Origin of the sequence: Vibrio mediterranei, assembly GCF_013364395.1 — a bacterium.
Taxonomy (GTDB): domain Bacteria; phylum Pseudomonadota; class Gammaproteobacteria; order Enterobacterales; family Vibrionaceae; genus Vibrio; species Vibrio mediterranei.
In genome coordinates, this window is the sequence record NZ_JABXGK010000008.1 from 682019 (window position 1) to 698119 (window position 16101).

14 protein-coding genes are annotated in these 16101 nt (G+C 45.4%); 4 read left to right on the forward strand and 10 right to left on the reverse strand.

Annotation, left to right across the window (positions count from 1 at the left end):
- Positions 1–4 precede the first annotated feature (4 nt).
- From HOP38_RS20095 to HOP38_RS20125, 7 genes are all read right to left on the reverse strand, one after another.
- Positions 5–1498, reverse strand: a complete 1494-nt coding sequence (locus tag HOP38_RS20095) for an ABC transporter substrate-binding protein (RefSeq protein WP_006070471.1) — start codon at positions 1496–1498, stop codon at positions 5–7.
- Between the two features lie 23 nt (positions 1499–1521).
- Positions 1522–2349: an ABC transporter ATP-binding protein gene (locus tag HOP38_RS20100; protein ID WP_198558801.1), complete on the reverse strand. Its 828-nt coding sequence runs from the start codon at positions 2347–2349 to the stop codon at positions 1522–1524.
- A complete protein-coding gene (locus HOP38_RS20105; protein ID WP_198558802.1) occupies positions 2346–3104 on the reverse strand; it encodes an ATP-binding cassette domain-containing protein in 759 nt (252 codons plus the stop codon). Before HOP38_RS20105 ends, HOP38_RS20100 begins: the two co-directional genes overlap by 4 nt.
- Before the next feature lie 173 nt (positions 3105–3277).
- Positions 3278–4597, reverse strand: coding sequence for an MATE family efflux transporter (locus HOP38_RS20110; RefSeq protein WP_198558803.1), 1320 nt, complete (start codon positions 4595–4597; stop codon positions 3278–3280).
- Positions 4598–4795: 198 nt separating this feature from the next.
- Complete coding sequence (locus HOP38_RS20115; RefSeq protein ID WP_198558804.1) at positions 4796–5830, reverse strand: hypothetical protein; 1035 nt, start codon at positions 5828–5830, stop codon at positions 4796–4798.
- Positions 5831–5983: 153 nt separating this feature from the next.
- Positions 5984–6772 (reverse strand): IclR family transcriptional regulator, encoded by a 789-nt coding sequence (locus HOP38_RS20120; protein WP_065311644.1) that lies wholly within the window; start codon positions 6770–6772, stop codon positions 5984–5986.
- 103 nt (positions 6773–6875) lie between these two features.
- Positions 6876–7802 carry an SMP-30/gluconolactonase/LRE family protein gene (locus HOP38_RS20125; RefSeq protein WP_124941950.1) on the reverse strand — a complete coding sequence of 309 codons (927 nt, stop codon included), beginning with the start codon at positions 7800–7802 and terminating at the stop codon, positions 6876–6878.
- A gap of 246 nt (positions 7803–8048) precedes the next feature.
- On the opposite strand from HOP38_RS20125, the gene HOP38_RS20130 reads away from it, so the two are divergent.
- Genes HOP38_RS20130 through HOP38_RS20140 form a run of 3 tightly spaced genes read left to right on the forward strand, consistent with a single transcriptional unit; the run spans position 8049 to position 12299 of the window.
- Entirely contained in the window at positions 8049–8756 is a 708-nt protein-coding gene (locus tag HOP38_RS20130) for an ABC transporter ATP-binding protein (protein WP_006070464.1), read from the forward strand.
- Positions 8743–11223, forward strand: a complete 2481-nt coding sequence (locus HOP38_RS20135; protein ID WP_198558805.1) for an ABC transporter permease — start codon at positions 8743–8745, stop codon at positions 11221–11223. Before HOP38_RS20130 ends, HOP38_RS20135 begins: the two co-directional genes overlap by 14 nt.
- On the forward strand, positions 11223–12299 hold the full coding sequence (locus HOP38_RS20140) for a lipocalin-like domain-containing protein (protein WP_198558806.1): 1077 nt from the start codon (positions 11223–11225) through the stop codon (positions 12297–12299). Before HOP38_RS20135 ends, HOP38_RS20140 begins: the two co-directional genes overlap by 1 nt.
- A 17-nt stretch (positions 12300–12316) precedes the next feature.
- On the opposite strand, the gene amrA is transcribed toward HOP38_RS20140, so the two are convergent.
- Positions 12317–12928 carry an AmmeMemoRadiSam system protein A gene (gene amrA / locus HOP38_RS20145; RefSeq protein ID WP_038226637.1) on the reverse strand — a complete coding sequence of 204 codons (612 nt, stop codon included), beginning with the start codon at positions 12926–12928 and terminating at the stop codon, positions 12317–12319.
- Positions 12903–13706 (reverse strand): AmmeMemoRadiSam system protein B, encoded by an 804-nt coding sequence (amrB, locus tag HOP38_RS20150; protein ID WP_198558807.1) that lies wholly within the window; start codon positions 13704–13706, stop codon positions 12903–12905. Before amrB ends, amrA begins: the two co-directional genes overlap by 26 nt.
- Before the next feature lie 69 nt (positions 13707–13775).
- Between amrB and amrS the strand changes: the two genes are divergently transcribed.
- Positions 13776–14855 carry an AmmeMemoRadiSam system radical SAM enzyme gene (amrS, locus tag HOP38_RS20155; RefSeq protein ID WP_198558808.1) on the forward strand — a complete coding sequence of 360 codons (1080 nt, stop codon included), beginning with the start codon at positions 13776–13778 and terminating at the stop codon, positions 14853–14855.
- A gap of 9 nt (positions 14856–14864) precedes the next feature.
- On the opposite strand, the gene HOP38_RS20160 is transcribed toward amrS, so the two are convergent.
- The gene (locus HOP38_RS20160; protein ID WP_198558809.1) at positions 14865–16061 is read right to left on the reverse strand and encodes an MFS transporter; all 1197 of its coding nucleotides are present in this window, start codon (positions 16059–16061) and stop codon (positions 14865–14867) included.
- Positions 16062–16101: the final 40 nt, after the last annotated feature.

Here is a 16101-nt window from a genome sequence, read left to right on the forward strand (position 1 = left end):
TAAGTTAGTTCACCTTAGTGTTTGCATTGATAAGGCGACGTTCGCTTGGGTCGCGAACAGCATCAGAGACACGAAGGCTTTCACCCTGAATGACACGTTCGTGTAGCAGTGGAATGGCAGCGAAATCGTTCAAAATGATCTGTTCTGCAGCAATGATGGCTTGTTGACGTTTTGGTCCTAAAGGCTGTAGATCGGCGTAAGTCAGAGCGTTGTCGACTTCCTCAGAACAGAATTGACCTAAGTTGAACGATCCCTTACAGCCAAAATCACTCATCATATATGCGATAGGATCGCCTGAATCCAAAACTGTCGCTCGAGAAAGAATAAAGGCATCAAAATTACCCGCTAATGCATCGTTTTCAATTTGAGCGTACTCACGGATATCAAGTTCTACTTGGAAGCCTGCGCTTTCAAGCTGCTGTTTGAGCAAAGCGGCGACTTCAGGAAGTTCAGCACGGTCAGTGAAAGTACCTATGACGATTTTCTCACCATTTGCTTTTGTTTTAGCTTCAATCGGTGATGCTTCGGGACGAAGTGGTGCAGCCCAAGCAAGTGCCGGACCTAACAAACCCTTCGCAATATCGGCATGGTTTTCATACACAGTTTTAATGATTTGCTCTCTATCTACCGCGGCGGCGGCAACTTGGCGCAACTCTAATTGACTAAAAACATCTGACTTATTGTTTAAGTAGAGCGTGTTGGTTCGCGGCATAGCCACTTCGTGTAAAAGGTTGCTATCAATCGTTGCTATTTGAGATACAGGCACAGCTTCGACAACATCGGCGGAACCTGTGCGTAGTGCTGCTGCACGCGCGAAACCATTTGGAACATACTCAGCGATGACCGTGTCTATGTGTGCTTTCTCACCCCAGTAATCATCGAATCGTTTTAGCGTGGCACTGGTTGTGCCGTTAATTTCGATTAATTCAAATGGACCAGTGCCTGCACCAGTGGGTACGACTCGACCATTCTCTTTATATGCACTTGCCGCCAAAATGGCGAGTTGAGGACTTGATAAGCGGCTAGGTAGTAAAGGGTCATTAAATGTTGTCTTGATTTCTACGTGCGATGAATCAAGGGCTCTCACAGTGAGGTCAACACCATCAAGTATACGAGGCTTAGGTGCAGCACTCAAAGCCTGTTGCAGTGAGTTAACCACTGATTCTGCGGTTAGCATGGAACCATCGTGGAATTTCACACCCTGGCGAATAGTGAAGTGCCATGTGAGTGGGTCAATCTGCTTCCAATCGGTAGCCAGCATTGGTTCAACCTCAGAAGCCGGGGAAAGATTGATTAACGTTTCCGCGGTGCTCCAACGTGACAATTTGAAAGCGTCGTCAGATAATGGTGATAGTCCAGTGCGAGGTGGCTGCATCATTGCCACACGAATCTCGGATTTGACGCTTGATTCACTGTTTTCAGTTTGTGTATCAAAACAGCCAGTTAACGGTAGAGCGAGCGCAAGCGCGCATGCCAATTTAATTGAGTGAAAACGCATGATTATGTCTCGGTGATGTTGTGTTAAGTATTCGTTTTTGAATGAATTTGGGCACGAATCAGTGCCTGTGTTGTTGGGTGAACAGGTTGTTCCATGATTTGTTTAACAAAGCCGTATTCGACGATCTCTCCTTGATCTAAGACCACTATCTCTTCACATAGCGCGATTGCTGCCTTGAGGTCGTGACTAACAAGAAGTAGTTGCAGGTCATATTTTTGCTTTAGCGAGTTGAGCAGTTCGATTATTCGTTGGCGATTTACTGGGTCTAAGCTACTGGTAGGTTCGTCTGCAACAAGTAACTTGGGTTTTACAATGAGCGCACGAGCGATGGCGATTCGCTGTGCCTGACCTGTTGAAAGCTGTTGTGGGTAGAGTGACAACAAGTCCGTGGTCAAGCCAACCTCGTTCAGTGCAATTTGTGCGAGCTGTGGGTGGTTCCCCCCAATTTTGAGGTTTTCTAGTGGTTCAATCAGGATTTGTTCGACTGTGTAATACGGATTTAAACTTGTGTGTGGCTCTTGGGGAACCATTTGTACTTCACTGCAGACCCTCAAACGTTCGCTTGCGTTGTGGAGAGGGAGTGTCCTTCCCGCGATTTGAACGTTTCCTAGTGAAGGTGTCCGTAAACCAAAGAGCAATTCAATAAGCGTAGACTTTCCGGCACCCGATGGGCCAACAATGGCAATGTTTTGATTCTCGATCTGGAGGGAAACATTACTGAGTGCTTTAAATGGTTTTCCACCCAACCATCTAGGAGTAGAGTAGTGGTGCACACTGACATTGCTAAAGCTCACTAAAGTTGAACTTACCTTACTACAACTCATGATAGTCTCTTCGATAATGGCAGTCATTGAAGGAGTCCTTTCAGTGAACGACAAAAATGATGAGAACTGGATTCAAGAGCGACTCGCGGTTCACCATAAGCAGCGACTTTTCCTTCGTCAATAACCAGTAATTTGTCGCAAGCTAACGCACTATTTAGGTCGTGTGTAATCAAAATACCAGCCATATTGGACTGCTTTACGCTTTGGCGAATGAGAGTCAATATTTCCTGTTCAGTGACAGGATCGAGAGCACTTGTCGGTTCGTCTGCAATTAATACTTGAGCTTGGCTTAATAAACCAATAGCAATGCAAATGCGTTGTCTCTGCCCACCAGAGAGTTGGCTAGGATAATTGGTTAATACTTTGGCCGGATCGGGAAACCCAAGACGAGCAAGTAGATTAACTATGGTGTTCCGATGTCTAGCGCTTGGCTTTGTTTGGTCTCCGGTGAGAGCGAGACAAAGCTGCTTCTCTACAGAAACTAAAGGATTAAGCGCTTGAAGGGCATCCTGAAAAATGAAGGCTGGCCGTTGTTGTGCAGAACGATTAAGCAATGGAATCTTACAGACTTCACTGCCCGCAATTGTTATCGTACCCGATACGGATATGGTGTCTGGAGTAAAGCCCGCAATGGCTTTAGATAGCATGGACTTACCAATACCTGAAGGACCCATTACGGCCAGCATTTCCCCCGCAGATACGTCAAACTGAATGCCTTGAAATAGGATTCGATCTTTACTGCTTATGGATAGTTGATTTATGGCGAGGAGAGGAGGTGTCACGAAAAAACTCTTTAATAATACGTTATAACATAACAATGTTATCATCACGAGTTAGGTAAGAGAAGAGCAATGCACAGATTACGGTGTAGATTTTCTAGCTGGTGTATCACCAGATTAAATCAAAAAAGCACTCAAAAGAGTGCTTCTTGAATAGTATGGTTTTGTGGTTGGGGCTAAGAAATGGTTTGATGACCACACTTTTGCTTAACTTGACCGATGAATGGATAGAGAAAGACGATTCGACCACAATAAAAAATAGTAAAAGCAAGCCATAAACCGTGGTTCCCCCATAGTGGAACAGCCAATAACTGCGCCAATAAAAACACCATCAGTGTTGCAATACTGGAGTCTCTGACCGGTCGGGTTGTTCCGGTTCCGGTAAAGATCCCGTAGACCGTTAAGCCGTACCCGGCAACCAAGGGGAATACAATTAGCCAAGCTGCCACTTGGTGATACAAGCTGACGAGTTCTGTTTGTGTCGTGAACAGTAAAACTAAATGCGATTGGAACATCAGCACCAACAGAGTGAGAATTACGATGAAGCCCGATGTCCACTGGAAATTGAGTGTTAGCACTCGATCTAGCATCTTTGGATTGTTTTGTCCGACGGCTTTACCTGCGAAAACACTAGAGGCATTGGCGATACCGTCAAACATGTAGCTGACGATAAAAGTAATTTGCATAAGAATGGCGTTAACCGCAAGTACGTCAGTCCCTAGTTGAGAGCCAACTCTTGCCATCATGTTGAAGAAAACTAAAATGCAGACCGTTCTCAACATCAAATCAGTGTTCGATGAGACGATAGTTGAGAAGTCGTGCCTACTCATTTTGGCGGAGGAAATAAGGCGAGTTAGAGACATTCCTTGTGTATTGAATACTAATGTCATTCCAATCGCAAATGTCGTGATCTGTGCAATCAAGCTTGCATAAGCCACACCCGCTACACCAAGGTCAAAGTACAGTACAAACAGGGCATCAAGGACAATATTCAAGACATTGCCAAAGACCTGGGTGTATAAAATTTCTTTCGCTTTCGCTTGCCCCATCAACCAACCAATAATGGTGTAGTTGAGAAGCACAAATGGAGCACCGAAGATCAAAATACCAAAATAGATATGGGCTTGTTCAGCTACGGCATTTTCGGGCTCTATTATCCAGAGTGCTCCTTGCCAAATGACGGACTGTAGTAGGATAAAGCTTGCACCGACAACAGCAGCAAGAACAAATGGGCGCATCAAACTATTTGTCATCAATGCGTCATCACCTTTACCTAACGCCATTGCACTTTGGCCCGTTGTACTAACTCGGAAAAAACCGAACAACCAATATAGGGTGTTCATAATGACCGTCCCGATAGCAACGCCACCAATCAGCTCTGTGATACCTAAGTGGCCAATCACAGCAGTATCGACGGCACCCAGCAGAGGCTGAGTGACTGTGGAGATAATAAAGGGCAGAGCAATTTTGAAGTAATCTGAATGAGAAATAGTCATAGCAAAATAGCGGTGCACCAGCAAACAAGAATGTTAGTCGCCAATGAGAATTATTTACATTGCGTGAATGGTAGCGAGATTTATTGTGAATGTCATGGATTGATTCATGTGCAGTTACCAAATGCTCAGGAAACAAGCACCTTTAGATTTCAACCTGTCTGAAGCAGACTCAGGCAGGTTTTACAGCGGGGCTATCGATTACTTAAAGCAGGGTAATACATCCTGCTCAAAATAGGGTTCTTGGTTTACCCAAAACATATAGTTAACATGAAGAAACGACTGAGCGAATGAGTGGAGGGCAGGAACAAGACTTTGTCGTTTATCCACGACGTCAGTATTGTTGGTTTGGCCAATGTAGTTACCATCTTGTATCGCGATACCAAGTGGCACGGTATAGTTATTCTCATGCATCATCGCTAGGGCGTGATTTAATTGTCCGCGTTTTCGCATCATAAGGTCAGGGGCACCAAGGCCAACGCCTATTTCTTGTCCATATTGATAAACACTCTTTAAGTAACCTTTATCTTCCCATGGTAGCCATTCACCAACCATAAAGTTGGCGTATTGCATCGTGGTGGAGGTTGGGAACGCGTGTTTCATGGCTCGCATATTATCCTTGAGTCCTTCGACATAACTCGCTTCAGTGAAGCTTGGATCTTTCTCAACGCCAATAGCGGTTTCTTGAAGGTTGATGCCTTCAACTTTTCCATCAAACTGTTTTCCTAATGCGCTGAGGAGTTTCGCGAAACGCGCTCTTACTTTGCTGTCCCACCGTTTTGCCACCCAACCCTCTGGCTCACCGTCGTCTGTGTATTGGTAAACCGCACCACCATCGTATTCATCAGACAATAGGTAGCTAGGTACACCTTTGTAGCGAGGATCAAACGTCGCGTCCTGAAGCTGAATAAAGAGCTTTTTGCCATGTGCTTTTAGATAGTCATAATCGGCTTGAATCATAGAAAAGTCGTACTGATCTTTCTCTGGTTCTAACATTGCCCAAGAGTACATGATTTGCGCACCCGAAAAGCGAGTGTTGTTTAGCAATGGGTGATTGTGTATGGCTTCTCGATCACGTGCAAAGTACACAAAATGCTGAATATTATCTTTTGGAATCGGGCATTTAGCAGAGATATGGTTTTTATATTCGTTGGCATAACGGTCGACAGGGTTGTCCCATTGTGCCTGTGCATGACCAGTGATGAGTAATGCAGCTAAAAAGCAGAGCTTTTTCATAATCTGATGAGTTCCTTGAAATGGCGAGATAGCGAACGTGAACAGCTAACGAACTTAGTGAAAAAGAGCTAAGTTTGGTAATTACTATGCCCCCAGTTTAAGGAAGCTTTAGCTATGTGACTGTATGATTAGGTAAAGATGAGTCACACCTTACTATTTACTTTCCGCCAGCTCTTTCATTTCCTGATATACGGCTTCTAGGCTCTGTTGGGCGACACGAAGAATAGGGAGGTAATTTTCGAGATCGGCAACGGTTTTACGGCTCTTTGGACAATGACAAAATAAGGCTGCCATAAAGTTGCCAAATTGGTCATAAAGGGGAAGTGCGATCGCCACCATACCATCAATGAACTCTTCATCATCCACGCTGTACCCTCTGCGTTGAATAACGCTTAGCTCCTTTTTTAGGCTCTGCTTGTCGATAATGGTGTTTTTCGCACACTGGCTCAGTTCAATTTTACTCAATACTCGACGTAATTGGGGTGGCGTCAAAGTACTTAAATAAAGCTTGCCGCTGGCGGATGCCCAAAGTGGAGTGGGAAAACCAACCGGAATGACAATTTGCAGCGGCCAATTGGTTTGAATTCGGTCGTAGTAGACCATATGCGGGCTAGGGTCATCATTCGCCAAGGCCAAACCGCAGGTTTCCTCTAGCTTACGAGAAAGGCCGTGGAGAATAGCTTGTCGTTGCAGTTTATGCTGATTGGTCCATCTTACATCCAACGCGATAGATAGCATTTGTGAGCCTGGATAGAAATGACCGCGTTCATCAGACTGGATGTAGTTTGCGTCATCGAGTTGCTGCAACAATCGGTGGCAAGTAGGCTTGGGAATCCCTGACTCGAAGATAATATCAGAAGCTGAGATAGGACTCTTTGCTTCGCCAATCCGTTCAATAACGTTGATAAGACGATCGACTGAATTTACTTTTTCCGACACCATAGATTCCTTTTAAAAGCTCACCCTAAAATAACATCCAATCTCACTGCGTTAACGCAGTCATTTGGGCAGCAAGGCTTTATATTCCCAAAGTATTTTACGAGTTTCAACTGGTTAAAGAGACATTGACTTGATTTGAGTGGGGCAAAACGTCGGTATTGACCCGATACTCTTCTCGTCCTTGAGTTGGCGCATCGAGAATAAAGAGTTCTCCTGAACTGGGGTATAACACCGACTCTTGAGTGGTGAGCTCATAATCTGCTGTTGTGACGAATAAGGTATTGAAATCTTCGCCGCCAAAAGTACAGCGCGTAGCGTGCTTAACTGCAAGATTGATTTCACCAAGTTGTGTGGCATGACCTATTTTGTTCTGTGATGGAGTGTAATAGGAAATGATGCCGCAGTCCCAGTGACAGATATACAGGTTTCCGTGGCGATCAACGGACAGCCCATCAGGATAGCCCTTGCACTCATCGAGTTCAACAAACACCGCCTTTTCAATTATTTGGGTCATCGAATCATCGAGTTGATATTCATATACTTTTCTTTGGAACATATTTGAACAGTAGGCGCGTTTGAGTGCTGGGTTAAACGCTATGCCGTTGGCGACGCTGAATCCAGAATCCATTTCAAGCGCGGTGTTCGCCGTTAGTCGGTAAAGCTTGCCATCAGGAGCTTCAAGTTGCTTGTGGTTCATCGAACCAAACCATAAATGACCATTCGGCGCCGTAACCGCATCATTTAAATGAAGCTTAGTTGAACCAAAGCAAGGATCAGCGATAGGAGTAAAATCGTCAAAACTCGAAGTACAATAAAACAGTCCCTGTTTGCTAGCACATATCCAGCCATTGCCCTCACATCGTGCAATCGCCGTGATATCAAAAGGTACGTGAAAGACTTGGGTACTCTGGCTGTGAATCGAATACTCAAAAATCTCACTACCTGTAGCTTCGACCCAGACGAGACTATTGGTGTCGGGTTTCCAAATAGGCGACTCGCCAATGGTTGTTCTAATTCCTTTTACTGAATGCATTTTAACTATCCATATTGATACATTTTGTATCAATATAGTTTAATTTATGGTTCAAAGAACGATTTCTTTCAGGAATATGTGAAATGACGCAGCGGATTAACGAAAACACAATGACTTAGCTAATGAGTGGGCGCAATGCACAAGAAATATCCGTTATAATTTCGATAATTAGCTCGCTCAACAAGGTAAGCATCCGTTACCTTAACGAGTACGTATAAAGTATCCAAACCCAAATAAGGAATCTGGATGGAAAGCTCGACAGTGCCAAGAGCGATGGTTTTACCAAGGCCGGTAGTTGTACTTAAAGATGCGGTCAAAACGTTTATTGACGGCAAAGAATCTCATCACGTATTGGACAGAGTGAACTTGTCGCTGGCGGAAGGAGAGAGCATGGCACTCACTGGCGCAAGTGGTAGTGGCAAGAGCACGCTATTGAATATTTTGGGTGGTTTCGAGCCAATGACCAGTGGGACCTTAGAGTTGGCTGGTGAATTGGCGCAAACTTGGAACGATAAGCAATGGGGCTATTTTCGTCACCACAAGCTTGGCGTAGTCTTTCAGCAATTTAACCTGCTAACGCCGTTAAATGTCCGACAGAATATTGAGTTTCCTTTAAGTTTAAACAAACGGAAGTGGAACGCTTGGTGCGACTATTTAGTCGCTAAATTGGATATTCAACCACTGCTTGAACGCCATGTTTCTGCGTTATCAGGTGGTCAGCAACAACGAGTGGCGATTGCAAGAGCGTTGGCGCATCAACCCGCATTGCTTTTGGCAGATGAACCCACCGGAAACCTTGACCAGAAAGCGGGCTTGGAAGTGATGCGACTGTTAGAAGATATTACCCGCGAAGGAAATACGTCTGTTTTGCTTGTCACTCACAGCGAAGAATGTGCAGCGTTTATGCAGCGACGTTGTCGTCTAGAAAACGGACTGCTTTATGAAACACCGTAAAGGAATCCATCTACGAGTCGCTCTGTCCATTTCTGCTGCCCACTATCGTCAAGCGCCTTTACAGGCACTCGCTATTCTTATTGGCATTATCTTGGCAGTGACGTTATTTGTGGCCGTGCAAGCGATCAATTTAAACGCCAAACGCAGTTACGCGGAATCGGCAGAATCGCTTAGCGTCAAGGCGAGTTATCTAGTCATTCCAATGCCTGGACAGCGCTATCTTGCGGAATCGGTGTACTTTTCATTGCGTCAATCTGGGTTGAGTCAATCGTTGCCAATACTTGAGGGTCGAGTGAGAGATGATACTGGGCGACGTTATTCTATCCAAGGAAGTGATATTGTAGCGGCCATCACTTCGCGCTCTCGATTACAGTCAGAGAGTGATGATGTGTCTTTATCTAATTCAGCATTGCCTCTGGCGAATTTGATGAATGGCGAACCTTTTGTCATTGTAAGCGAAACTCAGTATCAAAGGATGGGCGGCACTAAGACTGCTGTTTTGGACGACGTTGCTATCCAGTTTGTTGTAGTACCCGACGAATGGCAGTTGGGAAGTCGCTTGCTGGTGGATATCAGCCTTGCCCAACGTTTGCTGAACAAACAGGGGCAGCTTAGCTACATTGCAATATTAGATAACAAGGTGGCGGACGATACTAAGTGGCAAGCGTTGATATCAGGCGAAGCACAATGGGTTGCCAATACAAAAAGCTCAGACCTTGGTTCACTGACAGAGAGCTTTCACCTCAACCTCACTGCAATGAGTATGTTGGCATTTCTGGTTGGATTATTCATTGCCTACAACGGTGTGAAATACAGCTTACTGAAACGCAATCGGCTGTTAGTGCAAATGCAGCAAGCGGGACTCACACCTAACACGGTTTTCTTGGCGCTGATTTTAGAACTGGTGCTTTTGTTCACTGTAGGCTCCAGTCTTGGGTTTATCTTTGGTATCCAATTAAGTCATTGGTTACATCCCACGGTAGCACTCACCTTAGAGCAGCTTTACGGCGCAACGTTATTGCCGGGAACATGGCAATGGCAATGGTGGGCTCAGGCATTGCTACTTACGTTAGTAGCGGCATTGTTCGCTTGTTGGCATCATTTCAAACAGAGGGTACAACAACCCTTATCCTCCCACGGCGGATTCTATCAATCTCCTGAACAGAGTAACGAAAACCGCTTGATGACCGTTGGGCTGATACTTGTGGTGGTGGCACTCATTGGCCTTTGGTTGAGTAGTTATTTTCGCTTAACGATGTTTTGGCTGGGTGTGTTTATTGTTGCGATTCCAATGTTGCTGCCCAAGTCTCTTGGCCTGCTGGCTCGAATAGCAGAACGTAAAACCTCTACTGGGTTGGTCCAGTACCTGTTTGCGGAGTTGCGGGAACTGATTGCACCTTTGTCTTTGGCTATGATGGCGCTGTTGTTGGCTATTACCGCTAACATAGGAATGAACACCTTGGTGGGCAGTTTCGAGTCGACATTGAAACATTGGCTAGAGCAGCGCCTGCATGCGGATATTTATGTCAGTCCTGCACAAAGTGACATGACTAAAGTCGAGCAGACGTTAGCTCATTTCGACGGCGTGGAAGAGGTCTATAAGCAATATTATGTGCAATCTAACGTCAGTGGACTGCCCACACGATTAGGTACCAAAGATCGTATAACCTTAGAACAAACCATGGTGTTTCAATCACAAGTCAATGATTTTTGGTCCCGTTTCTATGCTGGGGATGTCGTGGCTATCAGTGAGCCGATGGCAGTGAAACTGGGGTTAGTACTGGGAAGTGAGCTGCCAGGAGACTTTATGTCTGGCATGACACTGACAGTCGGTGCCATTTTTTATGATTATGGTTCGCCCGATGGCGAAGTGCTTATCTCGCCTGAGTTATGGCAATCACAAGGGTTCTCGATGGTGCCAAGCAGTTTAGGTGTGAAGGTGAGCGGTAACCGCGAAGCTATGCAGCAAGCGTTAAAAACCAAACTGAATTTACACTCCAGTCAATTGTTTGATCAGGCAGAAATTAAGGCGATTGCGCTCAATATATTTGCTCAAACCTTTGCTATTACCAGCGCTCTCAATGGAGTGACGTTACTCGTCGCTGTTATCGGCTTATTTACTTCCTGTTTTATGCTACTGGAAGCTCGCAAAGCAGCTATCGCTCGGCTTTATGCACTGGGCGTCAACAAATCGCAATTGTTTGTTATGGTGGTAGGACAAATGGTCACTTTAGTGCTGTTCACATTATTGGTTGCCTTGCCATTGGGCGCATTAGTCGGTTATGTGCTGACTGATATTGTGACATTGAGAGCATTTGGTTGGAGTTTGAACTTTGTTTGGAGTTGGATGGATGTGGTTCGCCTTGCGACCATAACCGTCGCCGTGACCATCGTCGCGACCGTTATTCCTTTGTGGCGTTTGGTGACTCGTCCTGTGGTCGCAAGTTTGCAAAGCGAGGTACTGTAATGTTCAAACAGATGATGGCGGCATTATCGGCTCTAATCCTTATTGGCTGCGGTGAACCTGACGCTCCAAGTTTTGGCCAAATGTTAGGCTCCGATGATGGTCAATTTGAAGAGGTCAAAGGTGGTCGTGACCTTTCTTTTCCAGAAGATCATCAAGCCCACAACGACTTTCGTCAAGAGTGGTGGTATCTCACGGCAAACTTACAGGATGCCGAAGGCCGAGAATATGGTATTCAATGGACACAGTTTCGCTTGGCGGTGAGTTCTGAGGCACCAGCGAATGAAAATGGATGGCAAAGCCAGCAGATCTTTATGGCGCACAGTGCGATTACAACCCCTGATATTCATCTTGCAGATGAGAAGTGGTCTCGCCAGCACCCAGAAATAGCGGACGTATCAAGCGAACCGTTTCAAGTCTTTACTGATGATTGGCAATGGACTTCCACAACCAACGATCTTTTCCCTGCCACTCTTGATGTCGCATCAAACCAGTTCGGCTATCAATTGTCATTGACTCGAACCGCTCCCTATCAAAAACAAGGTGATGAGGGTTATAGCGAGAAAAGCGCTGACGGAAAGGTTGCATCGTATTATTACAGCCAGCCCTTTATCGACGTTCACGGTACTGTATCGATTAATGGTGAAAGCCATCAGGTATCTGGACAAGGCTGGATAGACCGAGAGTGGAGCTCTCAATTTTTGCTCGATTCTCAACAAGGATGGGATTGGTTCGCAATACGGTTAGACGAAGCAACGAGTTTGGTGGTCTTTCAATTGCGTGATGCTGCGACCGGACAAGCGAGCTATTCCTATGGGCGATTAATGTATAAAGATGGTCGAGGCATTACTTTGACTCAAAACGATCTAGAACTGTCAGCCGTTCAACAAACGATAATTGAAGGCCAATCATACCCAACGCAGTGGATACTAAAAGTCGTGTCTCAGGGCATTAACGTAAAGCTTTCAGCACTTAATTCTAACGCCAAAATGCCACTATCCATCCCATATTGGGAAGGTCCAATTATCGTTGAAGGATCTCATCAGGGTAGAGGATATATGGAGCTCACTGGTTATTAATCAAAGCGTTAGAATATCTATAGCCTGCGGAATGGGCGGCTTAATGCTTGCACTTCGAAAGTGGCGACTTGTATCGAATCACTCCAAAAATCTAGAGACCACCCGGCTTTTTGTTTTAGGTGTCCTAAGAATTGAGCCGGATTAGGGAGTTGTTCCCAAACTTGGGGTAAGAATAACGCGCCTTTTTTTCCGTCCTTTAACGTCACGCCGCACTGGTGCAAGGAAAGGTGCTGTAGTAAGTCTTGTTCCGAATCAACGTGCAGGAGTTCGGGTTGTGTCAGTACGGAAACCTCAATGTTAAGCGCTTCGGCTTGATGTTTTTGAAGAGGGGTAAATCGTCTATCTTGGCAAGCCGCTGCCCAAGCTTTTCTCTCTACTTCTAGTACTAAGGGAATCTGTGCCACTGTTGTGCCAATGCAGCCTTGCAGCTGATTGTTTACGGTTAGCGTGACAAAGCAAGCCCCGGGTAAAGCCAAACTTTCTGGGTAATCTTGTACCAGTACTTTCGGTAGCGGTAGTTCATTCAAATAGCAATGAATGGTGTGTTCAACCACGTCGAGCAACATAGAAAGCTCGCTATGGGTTAGCGTACTTTTCGATGGATTAGCGGCAGATTGTGTAACTGACATAACCAACGACCCTTTGTTTATCACCATATTCAGTGTCTCCGGAATTAATCAAAGTGAGACGCTGTAACTGATATTGTTTGGTTGAAATAAGATGGATTACGGCATTAACGCCGGTTGAACCGCACGCTTCGTGTGGGGTAATCGTCGTCATGCCTGACTCAATTTTGTTGCAGGTCTGCCGGTCAAGGCGTTGGCACTCAGAATAGCGATGAAAGTGACTAAGATCAGTGCTGATCACCAATAAGGTCTTGCTGTCCCATATTGGCTCAATAAGTTTGGCAATCTCTAAGGCACTAACTTGTCCTGTTACGATGGGCAGCAGTTGAAAGTCATCCAATACCGTTTGAAGAAAGGGAAGTTGTACTTCCAAGCTATGTTCTTGAGCATGTGCTTGATCGTTAATCGATACCATGGAATTGTCGGCAAGTAACTCGACACAATCTCGGTCAATACTCACGCGGCCTAGAGGTGTTTCAAAGGCACCCACAGAAGGTAATGCACATCCGTGAAACGCGACTCGATGACTAGGACCAACTAAAATCACTCGTGAAAACTGCTGCGCGACAGATTGCAACTGATGGTACGCTAATCCTGCTGTTTCTCCTGAAAATACATAGCCTGCGTGTGGAACAATAAGTCCTCGCAGATCATTCTGAACGTTACATGTCTCTGCGTCTCTGACGTTAGGGCCAGTCAATAACTGGTTTACCTGTCTAGTGAGTTGCTCGGTATCCTTGTTATAAAAACGGCCCGCGACAGCAGGAGGTCTAATCGTCATTTTTCCACTCATATAACATCAAATGTATATACTCATTAGTATAGTTTTTGTACTGAATGAAGGTGTGAGATGGAACCAGTTAACGCCAATCACCGTACACAATTTTGGCATTTGCAGGACGATGGAAGAGTCACGTGCACGGTTTGCCCTCGTTTTTGCACCCTCAGAGAAGGCAAGCGCGGCGCATGCTTTGTTCGTCAAGCCATTGATGGTGAGATAGTGTTAACCACCTATGGGCGTTCGAGTGGTTTTTGCATTGACCCTATAGAGAAAAAGCCTCTCAACCATTTTTATCCGGGTAGTTCAGTGCTCTCTTTTGGGACTGCTGGGTGTAATTTAGGGTGCAAGTTTTGCCAGAACTGGAATATCAGTAAGTCTCGTCAAATTGACACGTTAGGTAGTCAGGCAAGTCCTGAACAAATAGCCTTAACAGCGACGAAATATCAAAGTGATAGCATCGCTTTTACCTACAACGATCCAGTGATTTTTCTTGAATATGCTGTCGATACGGCGCTTGCATGTAAGGAGGCAGGAGTAAATACCGTTGCAGTTTCGGCAGGCTACATGTGTGACAAGCCACGAGAAAGCTTCTACTCAGTGATGGACGCCGCCAACATTGATCTCAAAGCTTTTACTGAGCGTTTCTATCATAAAGTGTGCAGCGGGCAACTTGCTCCGGTACTAGATACGTTGAAGTATCTTAAACATGAAACCGATGTTTGGCTTGAAATTACCACTCTGCTTATCCCCGACGAAAACGACAGCTCGGCTGAAATCGATGCCATGACCCAGTGGGTCATGGACAATTTGGGACCTGAAGTGCCACTTCATTTCACCGCATTTCATCCAGACTTCAAAATGCTCGATAAAACGAGAACACCAGCGGACAGTTTAGTCAGAGCGCGAAACATAGCGCTTAACAACGGTCTTCACTATGTCTATGTGGGCAATGTACACGATGAAGCTTGCAGCAGTACCTATTGCCCAAGCTGTCATAATAAAGTGCTCTCACGTAACTGGCACCAACTCGGCGATTGTGCTCTAACCAGCTCTGGCGTTTGCCACCACTGTGGCCACCAAATTGCAGGACGTTTCGCGAAATGCGACAAGCCGTGGGGAAGAAAGCGGATACCAGTTCAAGTGAGATAAGATACGTTGCTATGCGGTCACGATGGACAGTCCTCGCTTCTTGGCGATGAAGGCGAACGAAGCAATGAAGGCATAACACAGGACAGGAATGAGGTAACTAGTAGGGACATCAAACCTTGTAATTAGCGTTGCTTGCATCATAGGGATAATTCCTCCACCAATACCGCACATGATGAGAATCGCTGATGCCGCACCACTTGCGTCACCGAGTCCTGAAACCGCTCGAGAAAATATGATTGGATACATAAATGAATTGCACAGACCAATCATTATTAGAGCGACCCCGCCAAAAAGCGACGGTGATAAGATAGCAATTGAAAGTAATATCATCGCGATACACGCACCAGAGAACAACGTGTTCATCGCAGAAAGACGTTGGGCAAAAATGCTGTATCCAAAACGACCAAGCAGGGAGCCAGCCCAGTATAAGCTCATTAATGTAGCGGCAACTGGAGCACTGAATCCTCCAATGTTGGGATCAGAAAGGTAACTTATCGTGACGGTACCAATCGACACCTCGACCCCTACGTAAACAAAGATAGTTGCAGCACCAAAAATAAACTGAGGTTGGTGACGTAAGGTAGCCAGATGACTTAGAATTTTCACGCTCTCTGCGCTTCGATAATCGGTTATCGATGAGGAGTACAAAGTACAGGCAAGCAAAACAAGCAATGCGGATAAAACTAAGTAAATGTTGGATAGTCCGATGGAAATCATAGCGACTCCAAGAACAATAGGACCGATAGTTGTACCTAACGAATTGAACGTTGAAGCGATCGTTAACCTCTTAGTTTCGTTCTGGTCGTTACTGGTTCTGATGATGTATGGGTTAGCAACAACCTGCAAAGCAGCTACTCCCATAGCGGTTATAAAAACGGCACTTAACGCGAAGACAAAACTTTCAGCATAAAGACTGATACACAAACAGAGCGAGCCCAAAAATGTGAGCATAAGCGCTACCGTCAGGCTTAATTTATACCCTTTACGGGCCATTAAAGCAGAAGTAGGAATGCTTATGGCAAACGGAGCAAAATAAAAGGCCAGTTGAACAAGCATCGATTGTTCGTAGCTTAGTGAAAATGTCGATTGAAAATAGGGGACTAATATACTGTTTGCAGAAGTTAGTAGACCCCAACTGAAAAACACAGCAGATAACAAAATTAAAGATTGAGATGATTTGGAAGCCACTGAAACATAGGCCCACATTTCTGTGGACCTCCTCCGACGAATACTGATGGTTAATTGC